The organism is Nocardia carnea (assembly GCF_029868325.1).
GTDB classification, from domain to species: domain Bacteria; phylum Actinomycetota; class Actinomycetes; order Mycobacteriales; family Mycobacteriaceae; genus Nocardia; species Nocardia carnea_C.
The window spans coordinates 1-14,452 of sequence record NZ_JARWNW010000219.1 but is presented as its reverse complement, the minus strand read 5'-3'; the positions used below and the strand labels follow the sequence as shown (position 1 = coordinate 14,452).

Genomic DNA, 14,452 nt, shown 5'->3' with positions numbered 1-14,452 from the left:
TATTTCGGCGGCGGCCCGGGGGGCGGGGGTCCGGGGCGCGGGCGCCCGGGGGGTGCGTATCGGCCGTGGGGAATGTTTCGGGCGCATCGCTGGCCCCTCGCGGTGTATTCGCCCGAATGGCGGCGCCGTTACCCGGAACCGATCAGGAGAGCTTCAGGCTACGCCCGATGATCTCTTTCATGATCTCGGTGGTGCCGCCGTAGATGGTCTGCACGCGCGCATCCAGGTAGGCCTGGGCGATCGGGTACTCGCGCATATAGCCGTACCCGCCGTGCAGCTGCAGGCAGCGATCGATCAGCGCGACCTGCTCCTCGGTGCTCCACCACTTGGCCATGGCCGCATCCTCGACCGACAGCGTGCCCGCGTTCAGCTCGCTGATACAGCGGTCCACCAGTACCCGCACCGCGGTGGTCTTGGTGGCCAGCTCGGCCAGCACGAAGCGGGTGTTCTGCAGCGCGCCGATCGGTTTGCCGAAGGCCTTGCGGTCACGGACGTACTGGCAGGTCATATCCAGGCAGGCTTCCATCGCCGCGGCCGCCATGACCGCGATCGAGAGCCGCTCCTGCGGCAGGTTCTGCATCAGGTGGATGAAGCCCATCCCCTCCTGACCCAGCAGGTTCGCGGCGGGCACCCGGACATCGGTGAAGCTGAGTTCGGCGGTGTCCTGCGCCTTCAGGCCGAGCTTGTCCAGGTTGCGCCCACGTTCGAAGCCCGGCATACCGCGCTCGACCACCAGCAGGCTGAAGCCCTGGGCGCCCTTCTCCGGGTCGGTCTGCGCGACCACGATGACGATATCGGAGTTGATGCCGTTGGTGATGAAGGTTTTCGCACCGTTGAGCACCCAGTCGTCGCCGTCGCGGACCGCGCGGGTCTTGATGCCCTGCAGGTCCGAACCGGTGCCCGGTTCGGTCATGGCGATGGCGGTGATGAGCTCACCGGAACAGAATTTGGGCAGCCAGCGCTTCTTCTGCTCCTCGTTGGCCAGCTCCAGCAGGTACGGCGCGATGACATCGTTGTGCAGCGAGAAGCCGAGGCCGGAGTACTGTCCGCGCACCGTCTCCTCGGTGATGATCGAGTTGTAGCGGAAATCCTTCACCCCTCCGCCGCCGTACTCCTCCGGCATTGCCATACCGAGGAAGCCTTGTTTGCCGGCTTCGAGCCAGACGGAACGGTCCACGGCGCCCTGCTCCGCCCACTGGTCGTGGAACGGCGCCACATGCGTCTCGAGAAACTTGCGGTACGACTCCCGGAACAGGTCGTGCTCGGGTTCGAACAGTGTGCGCTCCACACCTACCTCCTAGTGAACACTCCGACGGGGCCGCACCGGCCCGTCGCTGTGATCCACCGTACCCGGAGTGCGAATGGTTGTTTACTTCACGCCTGGAATTCGCAGGTGTTCCTGCTCCGGATCCGATCTCCGCTCCGCCGTACCATTCACCCACGGCGGGTGCGGCGCTCAGACCGGGAGCAGCTCGCGCAGCCGCCCGGCGAGCGTGCGGCCGCGGTCACGGTCGCGTTCACCGAGCAGGAAGGTCAGTTCCTCGCGTACGGCCTTCTGCACCATGAGCGACAACTGCTGCGCGGCCTCGTCGAGATCGTGCGCCTCCCGCCACGGCTGCGGATCGATCGCGGTACCGACCGAGAAATAGAAACGCTCGGGGCGCGGAATGGCGGTGGGCCCCAGCCCGCGCACGAGCGGCGGGGTGAGTTCGCCGTGGATACCGAGCGCCTCGACCACCCGCCGCAGCGGGCGCAACAGCAGGTCGTCCTTGTCGGCGAGGATGTCGTAGGCGTCGTCGATCCCGATCATCGCCACCGGCAGGATCGGGGCCCCGCATTCGATCGCCATCCGGGCGAACCCGGTGCGACCCTCCCAGCGCAGCGTGTACTTCTCCCCCTTGCGGCGGATCGCCTCGCGGCCGCCGCCGGGGAAGACGATCACCGCTTCGCCGTGTTCGAGCAGCGTCCGGCAGTTCTCCCGGGTACCGCGCACCGAACCGTAGTGGTGCAGCATATGCCGCACACCAGGAACGCGGATCAGCACATTCTCGGCGAGCCCGCGGATCAGCCGGCCCCGCCGCCGCAGGACCTCCGGCAGCAGCAGCGGAGCATCGATCAGGCCGAGCAGATTGTGGTTCGCGACCAGCAGCACCGGCCCGGACTCCGGGATATTCGACAATCCGAAGAACCGCGGATCGCTCCATGCCCGCACCGGCGCCAGCAACGCCTCCAGGAAACGGAGATCGGCGCCGCCCAGGTCGACCGACAGCGGTGCCCCGTCACTGAGCCGCGGCAGTACCGCATCATCGTGCTGCCGGTCCCGGCCGGCCGTGGAGCGTGCGCCCGTGTTCCCCATGAATCCCTCCTGAAGTCGATCGATATTGATTGTGAATCGACATCAGCGGTATTCACACCCGGTTATGCGAATTACCACACTCCGGGGCGGGAAATCAGCGTGCCGGTAACCCTCACGTTTCCGCGGCGCCCGCATGCGCGTAATCGGACAGCGCGGCGGCGAGCGCACGCGGTACCCGCGCCTGCACCCGGGTGCCGTGCTCGGTGTGCTCGGACTGCGAGATCCGGCCGTCGGCGTGGATCCGGGCCAGCAGATCGCCGCGGCTGTACGGAAGCAAAACGCTCACTTCCACATCCAGCCCGCCGAGGACCTCGCCCAGCCTCGTCCGCAGCCGGTCGATACCGAGATCCTTGTGCACGGAAACGAATTCGGCATCCGGCAGCAATCCGCGCAGCCGGGTCAGCTCCACCGGATCGATCTCGTCGATCTTGTTGACCACGAGCAGCTCCGGTGGCGCCGGCAGACCGGATTCGCGCACCACATCGGTGACGACCTCGCGTACCGCCTTGATCTGCTCGACCGGCAGCGCATCGGAACCGTCCACCACATGCAGCAGCAGATCGGCGCCGGTGACTTCCTCCAGCGTGGAGCGGAATGCCTCGACCAGCTGAGTCGGCAGATGCCGGACGAACCCGACGGTATCGGTGAACACCACCTCGCGGCCGTCCTCGAGCTGCGCCCGGCGCGTGGTCGGATCCAGCGTGGCGAACAGCGCGTCCTGCACCAGTACCCCGGAACCGGTCAGCGCGTTCATCAGACTCGATTTACCGGCGTTGGTGTAGCCCACGATCGCCACGGCCGGTACACCGCTCGACGTGCGGCGCGCGCGTTTGGTGTCGCGGGCGGTTTTCATCTCGCGGATCTCGCGGCGCAGTTTGGCCATCCGCTCCCGGATCCGGCGACGATCGGTCTCGATCTTGGTCTCACCGGGACCACGCAGACCCACACCGCCGTTGCTACCGGCCCGGCCGCCCGCCTGACGCGACATGGACTCACCCCAGCCGCGCAGCCGCGGCAGCATGTACTCCATCTGGGCCAGCGCGACCTGCGCCTTGCCTTCCCGTGAGGTGGCGTGCTGGGCGAAGATATCGAGAATCAGCGCGGTCCGATCGACCACCTTGACCTTGACGACCTTTTCCAGCGCGGTCAGCTGGGCGGGTGTCAGCTCACCATCACAGATGACGGTATCCGCACCGGTGGACAACACCACCGCGCGCAGTTCCTCGGCCTTACCGGAACCGATATAGGTGGCCGGGTCGGGGCGGTCACGGCGCTGGATGAGCGCCTCGAGTACCTCGGACCCCGCGGTTTCGGCGAGCCGGGCCAGTTCGGCCATACTCGCATCCGCGCTCGCGGCGCTGCCCTCGGTCCAGACCCCGACCAGTACCACGCGTTCCAAGCGCAGCTGCCGGTACTCGACCTCGGTGATATCGGTGAGTTCGGTGGACAGACCGGCAATACGCCGTAGCGCGCTGCGATCCTCCAGCTGGAGTTCACCGGTGGTGGGATCGGCTGTCCAGCCGTCCCGGCGACCGGGCGCGGCGTCACCGCCGTCGCGCCCCGCGCCGCTGATATCGGCAGCGTCCCCGGAATCGTCCGGATCGTATCCGGCGGATTCCGCGTCGAACGCTGTATGGGACCATTCGCCGGTCCCGGACGTGTCAGTGCTTCTCATACACCTTCCATGCTGCCACCATGCGCTGGTCGGCGCATTCGAATTTCCCGGTGGGGGGCTTACTGCGCATCCCACCAGTCCGCGGCCAGCTCGCCGCTCGCCACCAGTTCCGACGGGCCGCGCAACCACGCCGCCCCCTCGCGCACACCTACCCGGACCTGTCCGCCGGGGACCCGGACGGTGACCTCGCCACCGTCCGCGGCCAGATCGAAACCGTCCGCTGCCAGCGCCGCGGCTGCCGCCGCGACCGTGCCGGTACCGCAGGACCGGGTCTCGCCGACGCCCCGCTCGTATACCCGCATATCGACACCGCCACCGGTGTCGAGCCCGGTGAGGATCTCGATATTGACTCCCCGCGGGAACATATCCGGGTCGTATCCGGGGGGCGCCGTGAGATCCAGTTCGGCCAGTGATTCGGCCGTCAGTGAGCTGTCGACGCAGGCGAGATGCGGATTACCGACATCCACACCCAGTCCCCCGTAACCCCAACCGGCCAGCGTGGCCGTCGATTTCCCGAGAACCCGCAGCGCGCCCATATCCACCGTCACCTCGCCGTGCACCGCACCGGCGCTGTGCACGACGACCGGGCGTGCGCCCGCCCGGCTGCCCACCACGAAACGCTCTCCCTCGGCCAGCCCACGCCACACGAGGTAGTGCGCGAAAACACGCACCCCGTTACCGCACATCTCGGCCACCGAACCGTCGGCGTTGCGGTAATCCATGAACCAATCGTCCGGGCCCACCCCTGCGGGAAGTTCCGCCAGCACACCGGCCACGTGCAACCGGCCGGCGGGCGCGACCCGCAGCACACCGTCGGCGCCGAGCCCACGGCGCCGGTCACACAGCGCGGCCACCCGGGCCGGGGTGAGGTCCAGCCGCACCAGCTGGTCGGGCAGCACCACGAAATCGTTCTGGGTGCCGTGCCCCTTGGTGAATTCGACGGCTTCCCCGTTGCGGGTGCTCACGTCTTCGCCTCCGTGCACGTCGGTTGGTTCTCCTCGATTCTCATGTGGCAAACGTCCGGCGCTGCCGGGAAATTTCGTACAACGCCACCGCCGCGGCCGACGGCGCACCCAGCGAACTGGCGGTGCCGCCCATCGGAATGTTGACCGTATCGTCGCAGGCCGCCGCCCAGGCGGCGCTCATACCGCTGGTCTCGTTGCCGAGCACCAGGATCGTGGCATCGATCAGATCCTGATCGAAGACGGCGCGGTCGCCGCGCTCGTCGGTACCCACGATCCGCGTGAGTATCCCCCGCTCGACCTGCCGGTCCCGGAATGCGAGCACATCGGCCGGGCCCGCCACCCGGAAAACCGGCATCGAGAACAGTGAACCGGTGGACGCGCGGACGCACCGCGGGTCGTACTGGTCGGCGCCGTGCCCGCTGACCACCACTGCCGAGGCACCGAACGCATCGGCGGACCGGATGAGAGTGCCCAGGTTCCCCGGCGAGTTCGGCCGATCGAACACGACGACAACCGGAGCTTCACCCGGCTCGCCTGCCTCGTAGCCGGCCAGGTCGGCAGGGACCTGTTCGGCGACCGCGACCAGTTCGGGCGCGCCTGCGCTCTTCTCCCCCAATTCCGCCATCAGCTCCGGCGCCAGCCCGACTGCCGGTACCGGACTGCTGTCGAGAACGTCGCGCGCCCACGTGGACAGTCGGGGATCGTCGCCCAGCCGGTACAGCAGGGTTTCCAGCGGCCAGTCGCAGGCCAGCGCCTGCGTGATCGGCCGGACCCCGTGCACCAGGAACCGGCCGTCCCGGTTCCGGGTGGTCCGGTTGTCCAGATACGCCGTCCACACCTGGACGGCGGCATTGCGGCTGTGTATCTGCCGGGTCACGGCCGGGTCGACTCCTTCGTTGTGGGTTCCTCCGCCGGGGATGCCGAGGGATCGCGCAGCCCTGGCTCGTTCGAGTCGGGAATCCGTGCCGCGGACGCGGTACTGCCGTGCGCGCCGGACACCGTGGCGGGGCGCGCATCGGCGACCGCGCCGCAGCGGGTGGCGCGGCGCGCTGTATCCGGACTCGCAGAGTCGTCCAGCAGCGAGAGCGCGATCTCGGTGGCGGCCGGGTTCGCCGCATCTACCCAGCACACCCGGTGGTCCCGGCGGAACCAGGAGCGCTGCCGCCGGACATAGCGGCGAGTACCGATGAAGGTGCGTTCCCGGGCCATGTCCAGGTCGTACTCCTGATCCAGGAAGGCGAGCACCTGGGCGTACCCGATCGCACGGCGCGCGGTCTGCCCCTCCCGCAGACCGCGGCCGATCAGCCCACGCACCTCGTCGACCAGGCCGGTATCGAACATCGCCGCCGTGCGCCGGGCAATCCGCGCGTCCAGCTCGGTGGTATCGCGGTCCACGCCCAGGATCCGGGTGCCCCAGCGCGGTTCCCCGACCGCCGGCGCGGACGCCGCGAAGGGTTTACCGGTGAGTTCGACGACCTCCAGCGCGCGCACCATGCGGCGGCCGTCGGTGGGCAGAATAGTGGCCGCGGCGGCCGGATCCGCCTGCCGCAACGCGGCATGTACGGCGGCGACACCTCCCGTCGCCAGCAGTGCCTCCCATTTGGCCCGCACCTGCGGGTCGGTGGCCGGGAACTCCCACTGGTCCAGCAGGGCCTGCACATACATCATCGAACCGCCCACGATGATCGGCAGTCGCCCGCGCGCCATGATCGCTTCGATATCGGCCGAGGCCGCCGCCTGGTACGCGGCGACCGTCGCGGTTTCGGTCACCTCGAGCACGTCGAGCTGGTGATGCGGGATACCGCGGCGCTGATCCGGCGCAAGTTTGGCGGTCCCGATATCCATTCCCCGGTACAGCTGCATGGCGTCGATATTGACGATTTCACCGTCGAGCCGTTCGGCCAGCTCGAGCGCGAGATCCGATTTCCCGGTGGCGGTCGGGCCGACCACCGCGACCGGAGGCACCGTCTCGTTCACCGGCCCGCCCCGCCCGGTCGCCACAGCCCCGCGTAGTAGCCGACCCCGTAAGGCGCGCCCCGGTACCGCTCGGCAGCCACCGGCGGTTCGGCGTCACCGGCGAACAGCCCGGCCAGCGCCTGATAGGCGACCCGCCCGGACAGCATCAACTCGGCACACAGCGCAGGATCCAGGGCGAGCAGCGCGGCCCGGTCCCCTGCGGCCAGGGCCTGCTCCACACCGGTCTGCACAGCCTCCGCGCGGGGGTCGAAATAGCCGGGCGCGGTCGTCGACAGTGTCGCGGCGCCGTCCGCGACAACCAGGACGCCCCGCGGTTCGTCCACCGAATCGAGTTCGGCCCGCAATTTGGCGCCGGCCTCGGCACAACGCGCCGGCGAACTACCGGCTGCCAGCAACTGCGCCCGGACCAGCGCATCCGGCGCCACCGCACCGCGCAACCAGCCGGCGATGAGCACCGCCAGCGGCAGATCGGGATCCGGCCCGGATACCTCGGGCGGCCCACCCAGCGATACCGTCACCTCCGGGCCGAAGCCCCGGAAAGTGCCCACGGCGCCGGAGTCGTAGACCTGATCGGCGGCGCCGGCTCCCAGCACCGTCCACTGCGACGCTACCCCGGCCAGCTCCCGCCCGATGGCGAGAACGGCAGCCCGCAACGCCGCCACGGCGGGTTCCCCCGGGGTCACCGGGGCCGCCGTACCGGCAGGCGCCGCGCCGCCGCACAGTTCGGGAACCAGAACCGGCGGCGAGGGGATGAGAGCCGCAAGACAGAACACGACGTCAACCGTAGCCCGTGCCCGTACAGCCGGGCTGCGCTCGGTCACTCCGGCGCGACCGCGGCCGGGGGGACGGGTATGAGTGTCTCTCCCGGAAACCCGGTGGTAATTGCTAGGGTGCGAGGTATCCGGAAGCGGTACCGGTCGGTCCGGATCCGCAGGTCGGGCCGTATGCGCCGGTTCGGCGCAGCGGCGGCCCGGAGCGCGAACACCAGGCGGACGGCCGACCGGCATCACGCCCGTGCGGGCCGTACCGAGCGGCGGATGTGGCCAGATCGAGCGGGCGTAGCCAGAATGAGCAGAGCATAGCCATAATGCGCAGCGCGTAAACCAGGCAGCCGTGACGCGCGGCAGGGACGAGGAGCAATGACCCACAGCAACGGAACCGCCAAACCCGGCCCCGGCACCGCCGGTCGCCCGTCGCCCGCTCCCAAGCCCGGTAACCGTCCCAAACCCGGCGAGCCGCACCCGTCGCCCGCGGCAATGAAACCGGCAGGTCCGGCCACCGAACATCCGCATCCGGTCGTGGTGCCCACCACCACGGACCCGAGTAGATGGGGCCGGGTGGACGAGGACGGCACCGCGTGGGTGAAGACGGCCGACGGGGAACGGATCGTCGGTTCCTGGCAGGCCGGTAACGCCGCCGACGGGCTCGCCCATTTCGGTCGCCGGTTCGACGATCTCGCCACCGAGGTCGCCCTGCTCGAGGCCCGCCTCGCCGCCGGCACCGACGCCCGCAAGACCAAGGCCGCCGCCCTGGCGCTGGCCGAAACCCTCCCCACGGCCGCCGTCATCGGCGATATCGAGGGGCTGGCGGCCCGCCTGCGCGCCATTGCCGAACACTCCGAGGAAGCGGCGGCGCACGCCAAGGAGGAAAAAGAACGCACCCGCCACGAGCACACCGAACGCAAAGAGGCGCTCGCCGCCGAGGCCGAGCAGATCGCCGCGGAATCCACCCAGTGGAAGGCCGCCGGTGACCGGCTGCGCGAAATCCTCGACGAATGGAAAACCATCCGCGGCGTCGACCGCAAGGTCGACGATGCGTTGTGGCGGCGGTATTCGAAGGCACGCGAGGCATTCAACCGGCGCCGCGGCGCCCATTTCGCCGAACTCGACCGGGAACGCGCCGCCGCCAAAACCCGCAAGGAAGAACTGTGCGTCCGCGCCGAGGAACTGTCCGGCTCCACCGATTGGCCGGCGACGGCCGCGGTGTTCCGGGAGCTTCTCGTCGAATGGAAGAACGCCGGCCGGGCTCCGCGGGAGGCCGACGAAGCGCTGTGGCGGCGTTTCAAGAGCGCCCAGGACGTATTCTTCGCCGCCCGCAATGCCGCGGCCTCCGAACGCGATGCCGAATTCGCCGATAACGCGACCGCGAAAGAAGAACTGCTCACCAGCTACGAACCGCTGATAGACCCCGACGCCGATCTCGAAGGCGCCCGGGCAGCACTGCGTGACCTGCAGGAACGCTGGGATGCTGTCGGTAAGGTGCCCCGCGAGCGGATGCACGACCTGGAAGGCCGGCTGCGGGCACTGGAGAAGCGGGTACGCCAGGCCGCCGACGCGCAGTGGCGCCGGACCGATCCGGAAGCGCTGGCCCGGGCCGCGCAGTTCCGCGAACGGGTGGCGCAGTTCGAAGAGCAGGCCGCGAAGGCCAGCGCCGCGGGTAAGACCCGCGATGCGGAGAAGGCACTCGAACAGGCCCGCCAGTGGCGCGAATGGGCCGAAGCCGCGGAGGGCGCGGTCAGCAACCTCTGAGTCGCGCCGGTGAGCGCCGGGCAGCGCCGGCGCTCACCCGCCGGTACGCCGCCTTACGCCGGGTTCAGTCGTCGCCGAGCCGACGGCGCCATTCGCGGTCCTCGTCGCGGGCCGCGGCGATACGCCGCTGCTCCTCCGCCGCGAGCTGCAGCGCGGTACGGCTCCATACGACCTTGACCCAGTGAAAGGTCAGCACCATGATCGCGAGCGTGCCCAGGATCAGACCGAACCCCGGTCCCGCACCCACGTAGTTGTTGATCCCCGGCGTCTGCCGATGCCAGATCGAGAACACACCGAACGCACTGCCGATCGCCGAACCGGCCACGGCCAGCCACGCGAGTGCCCAGCGCCGGGTCATCAGCGCCAGCAGCGAGAACCCGACCCCGAACACCAGCGCGAACCAGACGAAGATCCGCGACGGCAGCCCGATGTGCTCGAGGCTCACCACCTCCGAACCGAGCAGCACATCGAAACCGCGCGCCTCACCGGCATGCGGCAGCACCAGCGATACCAGCAGGACGAACACCGCGCCCGCTACCACCATGGCACGTACCCCGGGGTCGATCTCCCCGGCGATCCGGCGTTCCACCGCGTCCAGATCGTCGCGGTACTCCTCGAACTTCTCGGTCGTCTCGGCCGGGTTCACTACGTCCTCGTTTCCATCGGCTGATTCGTCGTCTCGCGCCGCCGGATCACCGGCCGGCGGCTGCACCGGGCCGGGAGCGCCGGATTCGTCCGCCCGCTCCCGATCGTCACCCGGCAGAGTCATACACCGCACCCGCTGGAGCATCCCGAGCCGACCGGTTCCGGCTCCGGCGCACCGATCCGCGGCAACCCCAGACCCACCCCGATGGGTGCGGTTTTGGGCGTGGTTCCGGCCTCGTGGGCATCCCCGGCACGGGTACGCCGATGCGTGCGCACACCACTGTCGGCGACGAGATGATGCGGTGCCGCACCCGTCACCGCCACAGTGACCACATCGCCCGGCCGGATCGGCTCGGCCGCACCGTCGGGCCGGAAATGCACCAGCCGCCCGTCGCGGGCGCGTCCGCTCATCCGGGCGGTCGCGGCATTCTTCTTCCCGGCACCGTCGGCCACCAGTAGCTCCACCTCGGTCCCGACGAGCTCGTGATTGGCTTCCAGGCAGATCCGGTCCTGCAGCGCGATCAGCCGCTCGTAGCGTTCCTGCACCACCTGTTTGGGCACCTGATCGGCCATCTCGGCCGCCGGAGTCCCCGGACGCGGCGAGTACTGGAAAGTGAAAGCGCTGGTGAACCGGGCCTTCCGCACGACCTCGAGGGTGTGCTGGAAATCTTCCTCGGTCTCCCCCGGGAAGCCGACGATGATATCGGTGGTGATCGCGGCATGCGGCATCGCCGCCCGCACCTTGTCGATGATGCCGAGGAAACGGGCCTGCCGGTACGAGCGCCGCATCGACTTCAACACCCGATCCGAACCCGATTGCAGCGGCATATGCAGCTGCGGGCACACATTCGGCGTCTCGGCCATCGCCTCGATCACATCGTCGGTGAACTCGGCCGGATGCGGCGAGGTGAACCGCACCCGTTCCAGCCCGTCGATACCCCCGCACGCCCGCAGCAGTTTCGCGAAGGCGCCACGGTCGCGAGGCTGATCGGGATCGGCGAACGAAGCTCCGTAGGAATTGACGTTCTGCCCGAGCAGCGTCACTTCGAGAACACCCTGGTCCACCAGCGCCTGCACTTCGGCCAGCACATCGCCGGGGCGCCGGTCGACCTCCTTACCCCGCAGCGACGGCACGATGCAGAACGTGCAGGTGTTGTTACAGCCGACGGAGATCGACACCCATCCCGCGTACGCCGACTCCCGTCGCGCCGGCAGCGTCGACGGAAACGCCTCCAGCGATTCCAGGATCTCCACCTCGGCGGCATCGTTGTGCCGGGCGCGTTCGAGCAGCACCGGCAGCGAACCGAGATTATGCGTGCCGAACACCACATCGACCCACGGCGCCTTGCGCAGCACCGTATCGCGATCCTTCTGGGCCAGACAGCCGCCGACGGCTATCTGCATACCCGGCCGCGACGCCTTGACCGGCGCGAGATGGCCGAGCGTGCCGTACAGCTTGTTATCGGCGTTCTCCCGCACCGCGCAGGTATTGAACACGACGAGATCGGCCGGCGCGCCGGGCGCGGCCCGTGTGTAGCCCGCATCCTCGAGCAGGCCGGACAAGCGTTCGGAATCGTGCACGTTCATCTGGCAACCGAAGGTGCGGACCTCGTAACTACGCGTTCCGGCCGGCTCGACCCTGGTAGGAAGCGTTACCTGTCCGATCGAATCCACCCGTCCAGGGTACGGGGTATCGTTTCGGCGCCGTCTCCGGCGTCGCGGGGCGGGGGAGCTGTCGAACCCCGCACTCGTCGGCTGCGCTCACCGCTGGGTCATGGTGGCGCTTCTGGGCGTGAGAATGGGTGGATGACCACGGGCTCGGAGCAGACCATCCTTGACCATGAGGCGCGTCATGGACCATCCGTTGACTACGGGACTCGGAGTCGACCATCCCTGAAAGGGTGGGGCTGTAATTCTGGAGGCGCTCCGCGCCTCGAGGGTGGGGCCCTTGGAGGCCCGGTTCTTCACTCCTCCGCTCCTCCGCTTCGCTCCCCCGCTCCAGAACCGGGCGGGCCCCACCCCGGGAAGGTGAACCACTGACTGAGGTGCGATACGGGGTAAGTGGAACTGTGCGGGCGAACACCTCGGCCGGCGCACCGAGCGGCCGAGGTGATATCGGGAGGCCGTGGCAGACACAGGACCACCCGGCCGAAACCGGGGCTGATACGGCTGGGCCCATGGAGCCTCTCGATCGGGGTGAAGAGGCGTCCGGGGTCCGGTGTGTCGTCGGCGATGCACCCTGGCCCCGGATCGGTCCCCATTATCGGGCACACTGGTCGGACGCGGGCCCCACCGGCGCCTCGCGCGGCAAATCGCCGACGAGCGAACGGATTACGGCGGATTGCGGTCCGGTTAAGACGGAATGTCGGCTCGGTGTGGCGGCCGGGTGTGTCGCCGAAAGGCACGCAAATCCGGAAATTCGGCTTAAGGTCATCTGCATGACCGACGCCACCGACGCCGACGCGCCAGGTGCGGCGGGCGATACCGCCACGCCGCCGATGATCTCTCTACGCGCTGTCGACAAGCACTTCGGCGCCCTGCACGTTCTGCGCGATATCAACCTCGAGGTGCCCCGCGGGCAAGTGGTGATCGTGCTCGGCCCCTCGGGTTCCGGAAAATCGACACTGTGCCGCACGATCAACCGGCTGGAACCGATCGACTCCGGTGAGATCCGGGTCGATGGTATCCCGCTGCCCGCGGAGGGCCGGGGCCTGGCCGCCCTGCGCGCCGATGTCGGCATGGTCTTCCAGTCCTTCAACCTGTTCGCGCACAAGACGATCGTCGAGAACGTCATGCTCGCGCCGATGAAAGTGCGCAAGGCCAAGAAGGAAGACGCCCGCGCGCGGGCAATGGAACTGCTGAAACGTGTCGGTATCGCCGACCAGGCGGACAAGTACCCGGCGCAGCTGTCCGGGGGCCAGCAGCAGCGGGTCGCGATCGCCCGCGCCCTGGCGATGAGCCCGAAGGTGATGCTGTTCGACGAACCCACCTCGGCCCTCGACCCGGAAATGGTCAACGAGGTTCTCGATGTGATGGTCTCGCTGGCCAAAGAGGGGATGACGATGCTGGTCGTCACCCACGAGATGGGATTCGCCCGCCGCGCCGGCGACCGCGTGCTGTTCATGGCCGACGGCCAGGTCGTGGAGGACACCGACCCGGAAACCTTCTTCAGTGCACCCGAGTCCGATCGCGCCAAGGACTTCCTGGGCAAGATACTCAGCCACTGACAGCCATGATGGCCGGCCCGGTTGCGCGCACAGCGTGGGGCCGGCGCGATCGGCGCGGCAGCACAGCACCATCGAAAAGATGAGGGAAGGAAAACCCGATGAGGATCAACCGAGCATTCCGCCTCGCGGTCGGAGCGGTCGCCGTGGCCGTGACCGCCGCCACCACCGCCGCCTGCGGTGGCGGCAGCGATAAGACCGCCCTGGAGAACGCCCAGGAGGGCGAGCTCACCATCGGCATCAAGTACGACCAGCCCGGTCTCGGCTTGCGCAACACCGACGGCACCTACAGCGGCTTCGACGTCGAAGTGGCCAAATACGTGGCCTCCAAACTCGGTGTCCAGCCGGATGCCATCACCTTCAAGGAAGCACCGTCCGCGCAGCGCGAAACGCTGATCGAGAACGGCCAGGTCGATTTCGTGGTCGCCACCTATTCGATCACCGACGCCCGTAAGGAGAAGGTCGATTTCGCTGGCCCCTACTACGTGGCCGGGCAGAGCCTGCTGGTGCGCGCGGACAACAACGAGATCACCGGCCCGGAGAGTATCGCCGGAAAGACCGTGTGCTCGGTGACCGGTTCCACTCCGGCGCAGAACATCCAGAAGAAGTTCCCCGATACCCAGCTGCAGACCTACGACACCTACTCGCTGTGCCTGGAAGGCCTGAACAGCGGCGCGGTGGCGGCGATGACCACCGATGACATCATCCTGGCCGGTTACGCCTCGCAGGCGCCCGGCAAGTACAAGGTCGTGGGCGAGAAGTTCACCACCGAGAACTACGGGATCGGTGTGAAGAAGGGTGATCAGGAAACCCGCGACAAGATCAACGACGCGATCGAGGAAATGATCAGCTCGGGCGCCTGGGATGCCGCATTCCAGGAGTCGGTCGGCAAGGCCGCCAGCTACGAAACCCCGGAGGCACCGCAGGTGGACCGGTACTGATCACTGTATCGGGGGGGGGGGGCGGGGGCGGCCCGGCCCCCCCGGGCCCGGCCCGGCCGCCGCGCGGGGGGGGGCCCCCCCCCGGGTGGGTGTGTGGTAGGGTTTAGGCACCCCCCCGCGCGGCGCCGTGTGGGTGAGCCT

General features: G+C 68.6%; 11 protein-coding genes and 1 pseudogene. 3 read left to right on the top strand and 9 right to left on the bottom strand.

The features are described from left to right. Window positions 1-142: 142 nt before the first annotated feature. The 7 genes and pseudogenes from QH196_RS18400 to QH196_RS18370 all read right to left on the bottom strand — a co-directional run bounded on the left by QH196_RS18400 (window position 143) and on the right by QH196_RS18370 (window position 7,746). Window positions 143-1,288: an acyl-CoA dehydrogenase family protein gene (locus tag QH196_RS18400; protein WP_280417034.1), complete on the bottom strand. Its 1,146-nt coding sequence runs from the start codon at window positions 1,286-1,288 to the stop codon at window positions 143-145. A 168-nt stretch (window positions 1,289-1,456) separates the two neighbouring features. Further along, window positions 1,457-2,356, bottom strand: coding sequence for a lysophospholipid acyltransferase family protein (locus QH196_RS18395; protein ID WP_280417033.1), 900 nt, complete (start codon window positions 2,354-2,356; stop codon window positions 1,457-1,459). A 112-nt stretch (window positions 2,357-2,468) separates the two neighbouring features. Then, window positions 2,469-4,031, bottom strand: a complete 1,563-nt coding sequence (gene hflX, locus QH196_RS18390; protein WP_280417032.1) for a GTPase HflX — start codon at window positions 4,029-4,031, stop codon at window positions 2,469-2,471. A gap of 59 nt (window positions 4,032-4,090) precedes the next feature. Beyond that, complete coding sequence (gene dapF, locus QH196_RS18385; protein WP_280417031.1) at window positions 4,091-4,996, bottom strand: diaminopimelate epimerase; 906 nt, start codon at window positions 4,994-4,996, stop codon at window positions 4,091-4,093. 40 nt (window positions 4,997-5,036) lie between these two features. Next, the gene (locus tag QH196_RS18380; RefSeq protein ID WP_280417030.1) at window positions 5,037-5,873 is read right to left on the bottom strand and encodes a TrmH family RNA methyltransferase; all 837 of its coding nucleotides are present in this window, start codon (window positions 5,871-5,873) and stop codon (window positions 5,037-5,039) included. 188 nt (window positions 5,874-6,061) lie between these two features. Further along, window positions 6,062-6,961: pseudogene (gene miaA / locus QH196_RS18375) on the bottom strand (tRNA (adenosine(37)-N6)-dimethylallyltransferase MiaA); the annotation flags it as partial. A gap of 8 nt (window positions 6,962-6,969) precedes the next feature. Then, on the bottom strand, window positions 6,970-7,746 hold the full coding sequence (locus QH196_RS18370; RefSeq protein ID WP_280417029.1) for a hypothetical protein: 777 nt from the start codon (window positions 7,744-7,746) through the stop codon (window positions 6,970-6,972). A gap of 366 nt (window positions 7,747-8,112) precedes the next feature. Between QH196_RS18370 and QH196_RS18365 the strand changes: the two genes are divergently transcribed. Beyond that, window positions 8,113-9,501 (top strand): DUF349 domain-containing protein, encoded by a 1,389-nt coding sequence (locus tag QH196_RS18365; protein WP_280417028.1) that lies wholly within the window; start codon window positions 8,113-8,115, stop codon window positions 9,499-9,501. Window positions 9,502-9,565: 64 nt separating this feature from the next. On the opposite strand, the gene QH196_RS18360 is transcribed toward QH196_RS18365, so the two are convergent. Together QH196_RS18360 and miaB are read right to left on the bottom strand one after the other, a co-directional pair. After that, a complete protein-coding gene (locus QH196_RS18360) occupies window positions 9,566-10,270 on the bottom strand; it encodes an Rv2732c family membrane protein (protein WP_432278072.1) in 705 nt (234 codons plus the stop codon). Then, window positions 10,267-11,820 carry a tRNA (N6-isopentenyl adenosine(37)-C2)-methylthiotransferase MiaB gene (gene miaB, locus QH196_RS18355; protein ID WP_280417026.1) on the bottom strand — a complete coding sequence of 518 codons (1,554 nt, stop codon included), beginning with the start codon at window positions 11,818-11,820 and terminating at the stop codon, window positions 10,267-10,269. Before miaB ends, QH196_RS18360 begins: the two co-directional genes overlap by 4 nt. Window positions 11,821-12,644: 824 nt before the next feature. Here miaB and QH196_RS18350 point away from each other — a divergent pair. After that, window positions 12,645-13,373, top strand: a complete 729-nt coding sequence (locus QH196_RS18350; RefSeq protein WP_280417035.1) for an amino acid ABC transporter ATP-binding protein — start codon at window positions 12,645-12,647, stop codon at window positions 13,371-13,373. 98 nt (window positions 13,374-13,471) lie between these two features. Further along, on the top strand, window positions 13,472-14,311 hold the full coding sequence (locus tag QH196_RS18345) for a glutamate ABC transporter substrate-binding protein (protein ID WP_280417025.1): 840 nt from the start codon (window positions 13,472-13,474) through the stop codon (window positions 14,309-14,311). Window positions 14,312-14,452 lie beyond the last annotated feature (141 nt).

Coding starts and splice junctions, on each gene's coding strand:
- QH196_RS18395 (WP_280417033.1), bottom strand. CDS start 2,356: ATGGGGAACACGGGCGCACGCTCCACGGCCGGCCGGGACCGGCAGCAC.
- hflX (WP_280417032.1), bottom strand. CDS start 4,031: ATGAGAAGCACTGACACGTCCGGGACCGGCGAATGGTCCCATACAGCG.
- QH196_RS18365 (WP_280417028.1), top strand. CDS start 8,113: ATGACCCACAGCAACGGAACCGCCAAACCCGGCCCCGGCACCGCCGGT.
- QH196_RS18360 (WP_432278072.1), bottom strand. CDS start 10,270: ATGACTCTGCCGGGTGACGATCGGGAGCGGGCGGACGAATCCGGCGCT.
- QH196_RS18350 (WP_280417035.1), top strand. CDS start 12,645: ATGATCTCTCTACGCGCTGTCGACAAGCACTTCGGCGCCCTGCACGTT.
- QH196_RS18345 (WP_280417025.1), top strand. CDS start 13,472: ATGAGGATCAACCGAGCATTCCGCCTCGCGGTCGGAGCGGTCGCCGTG.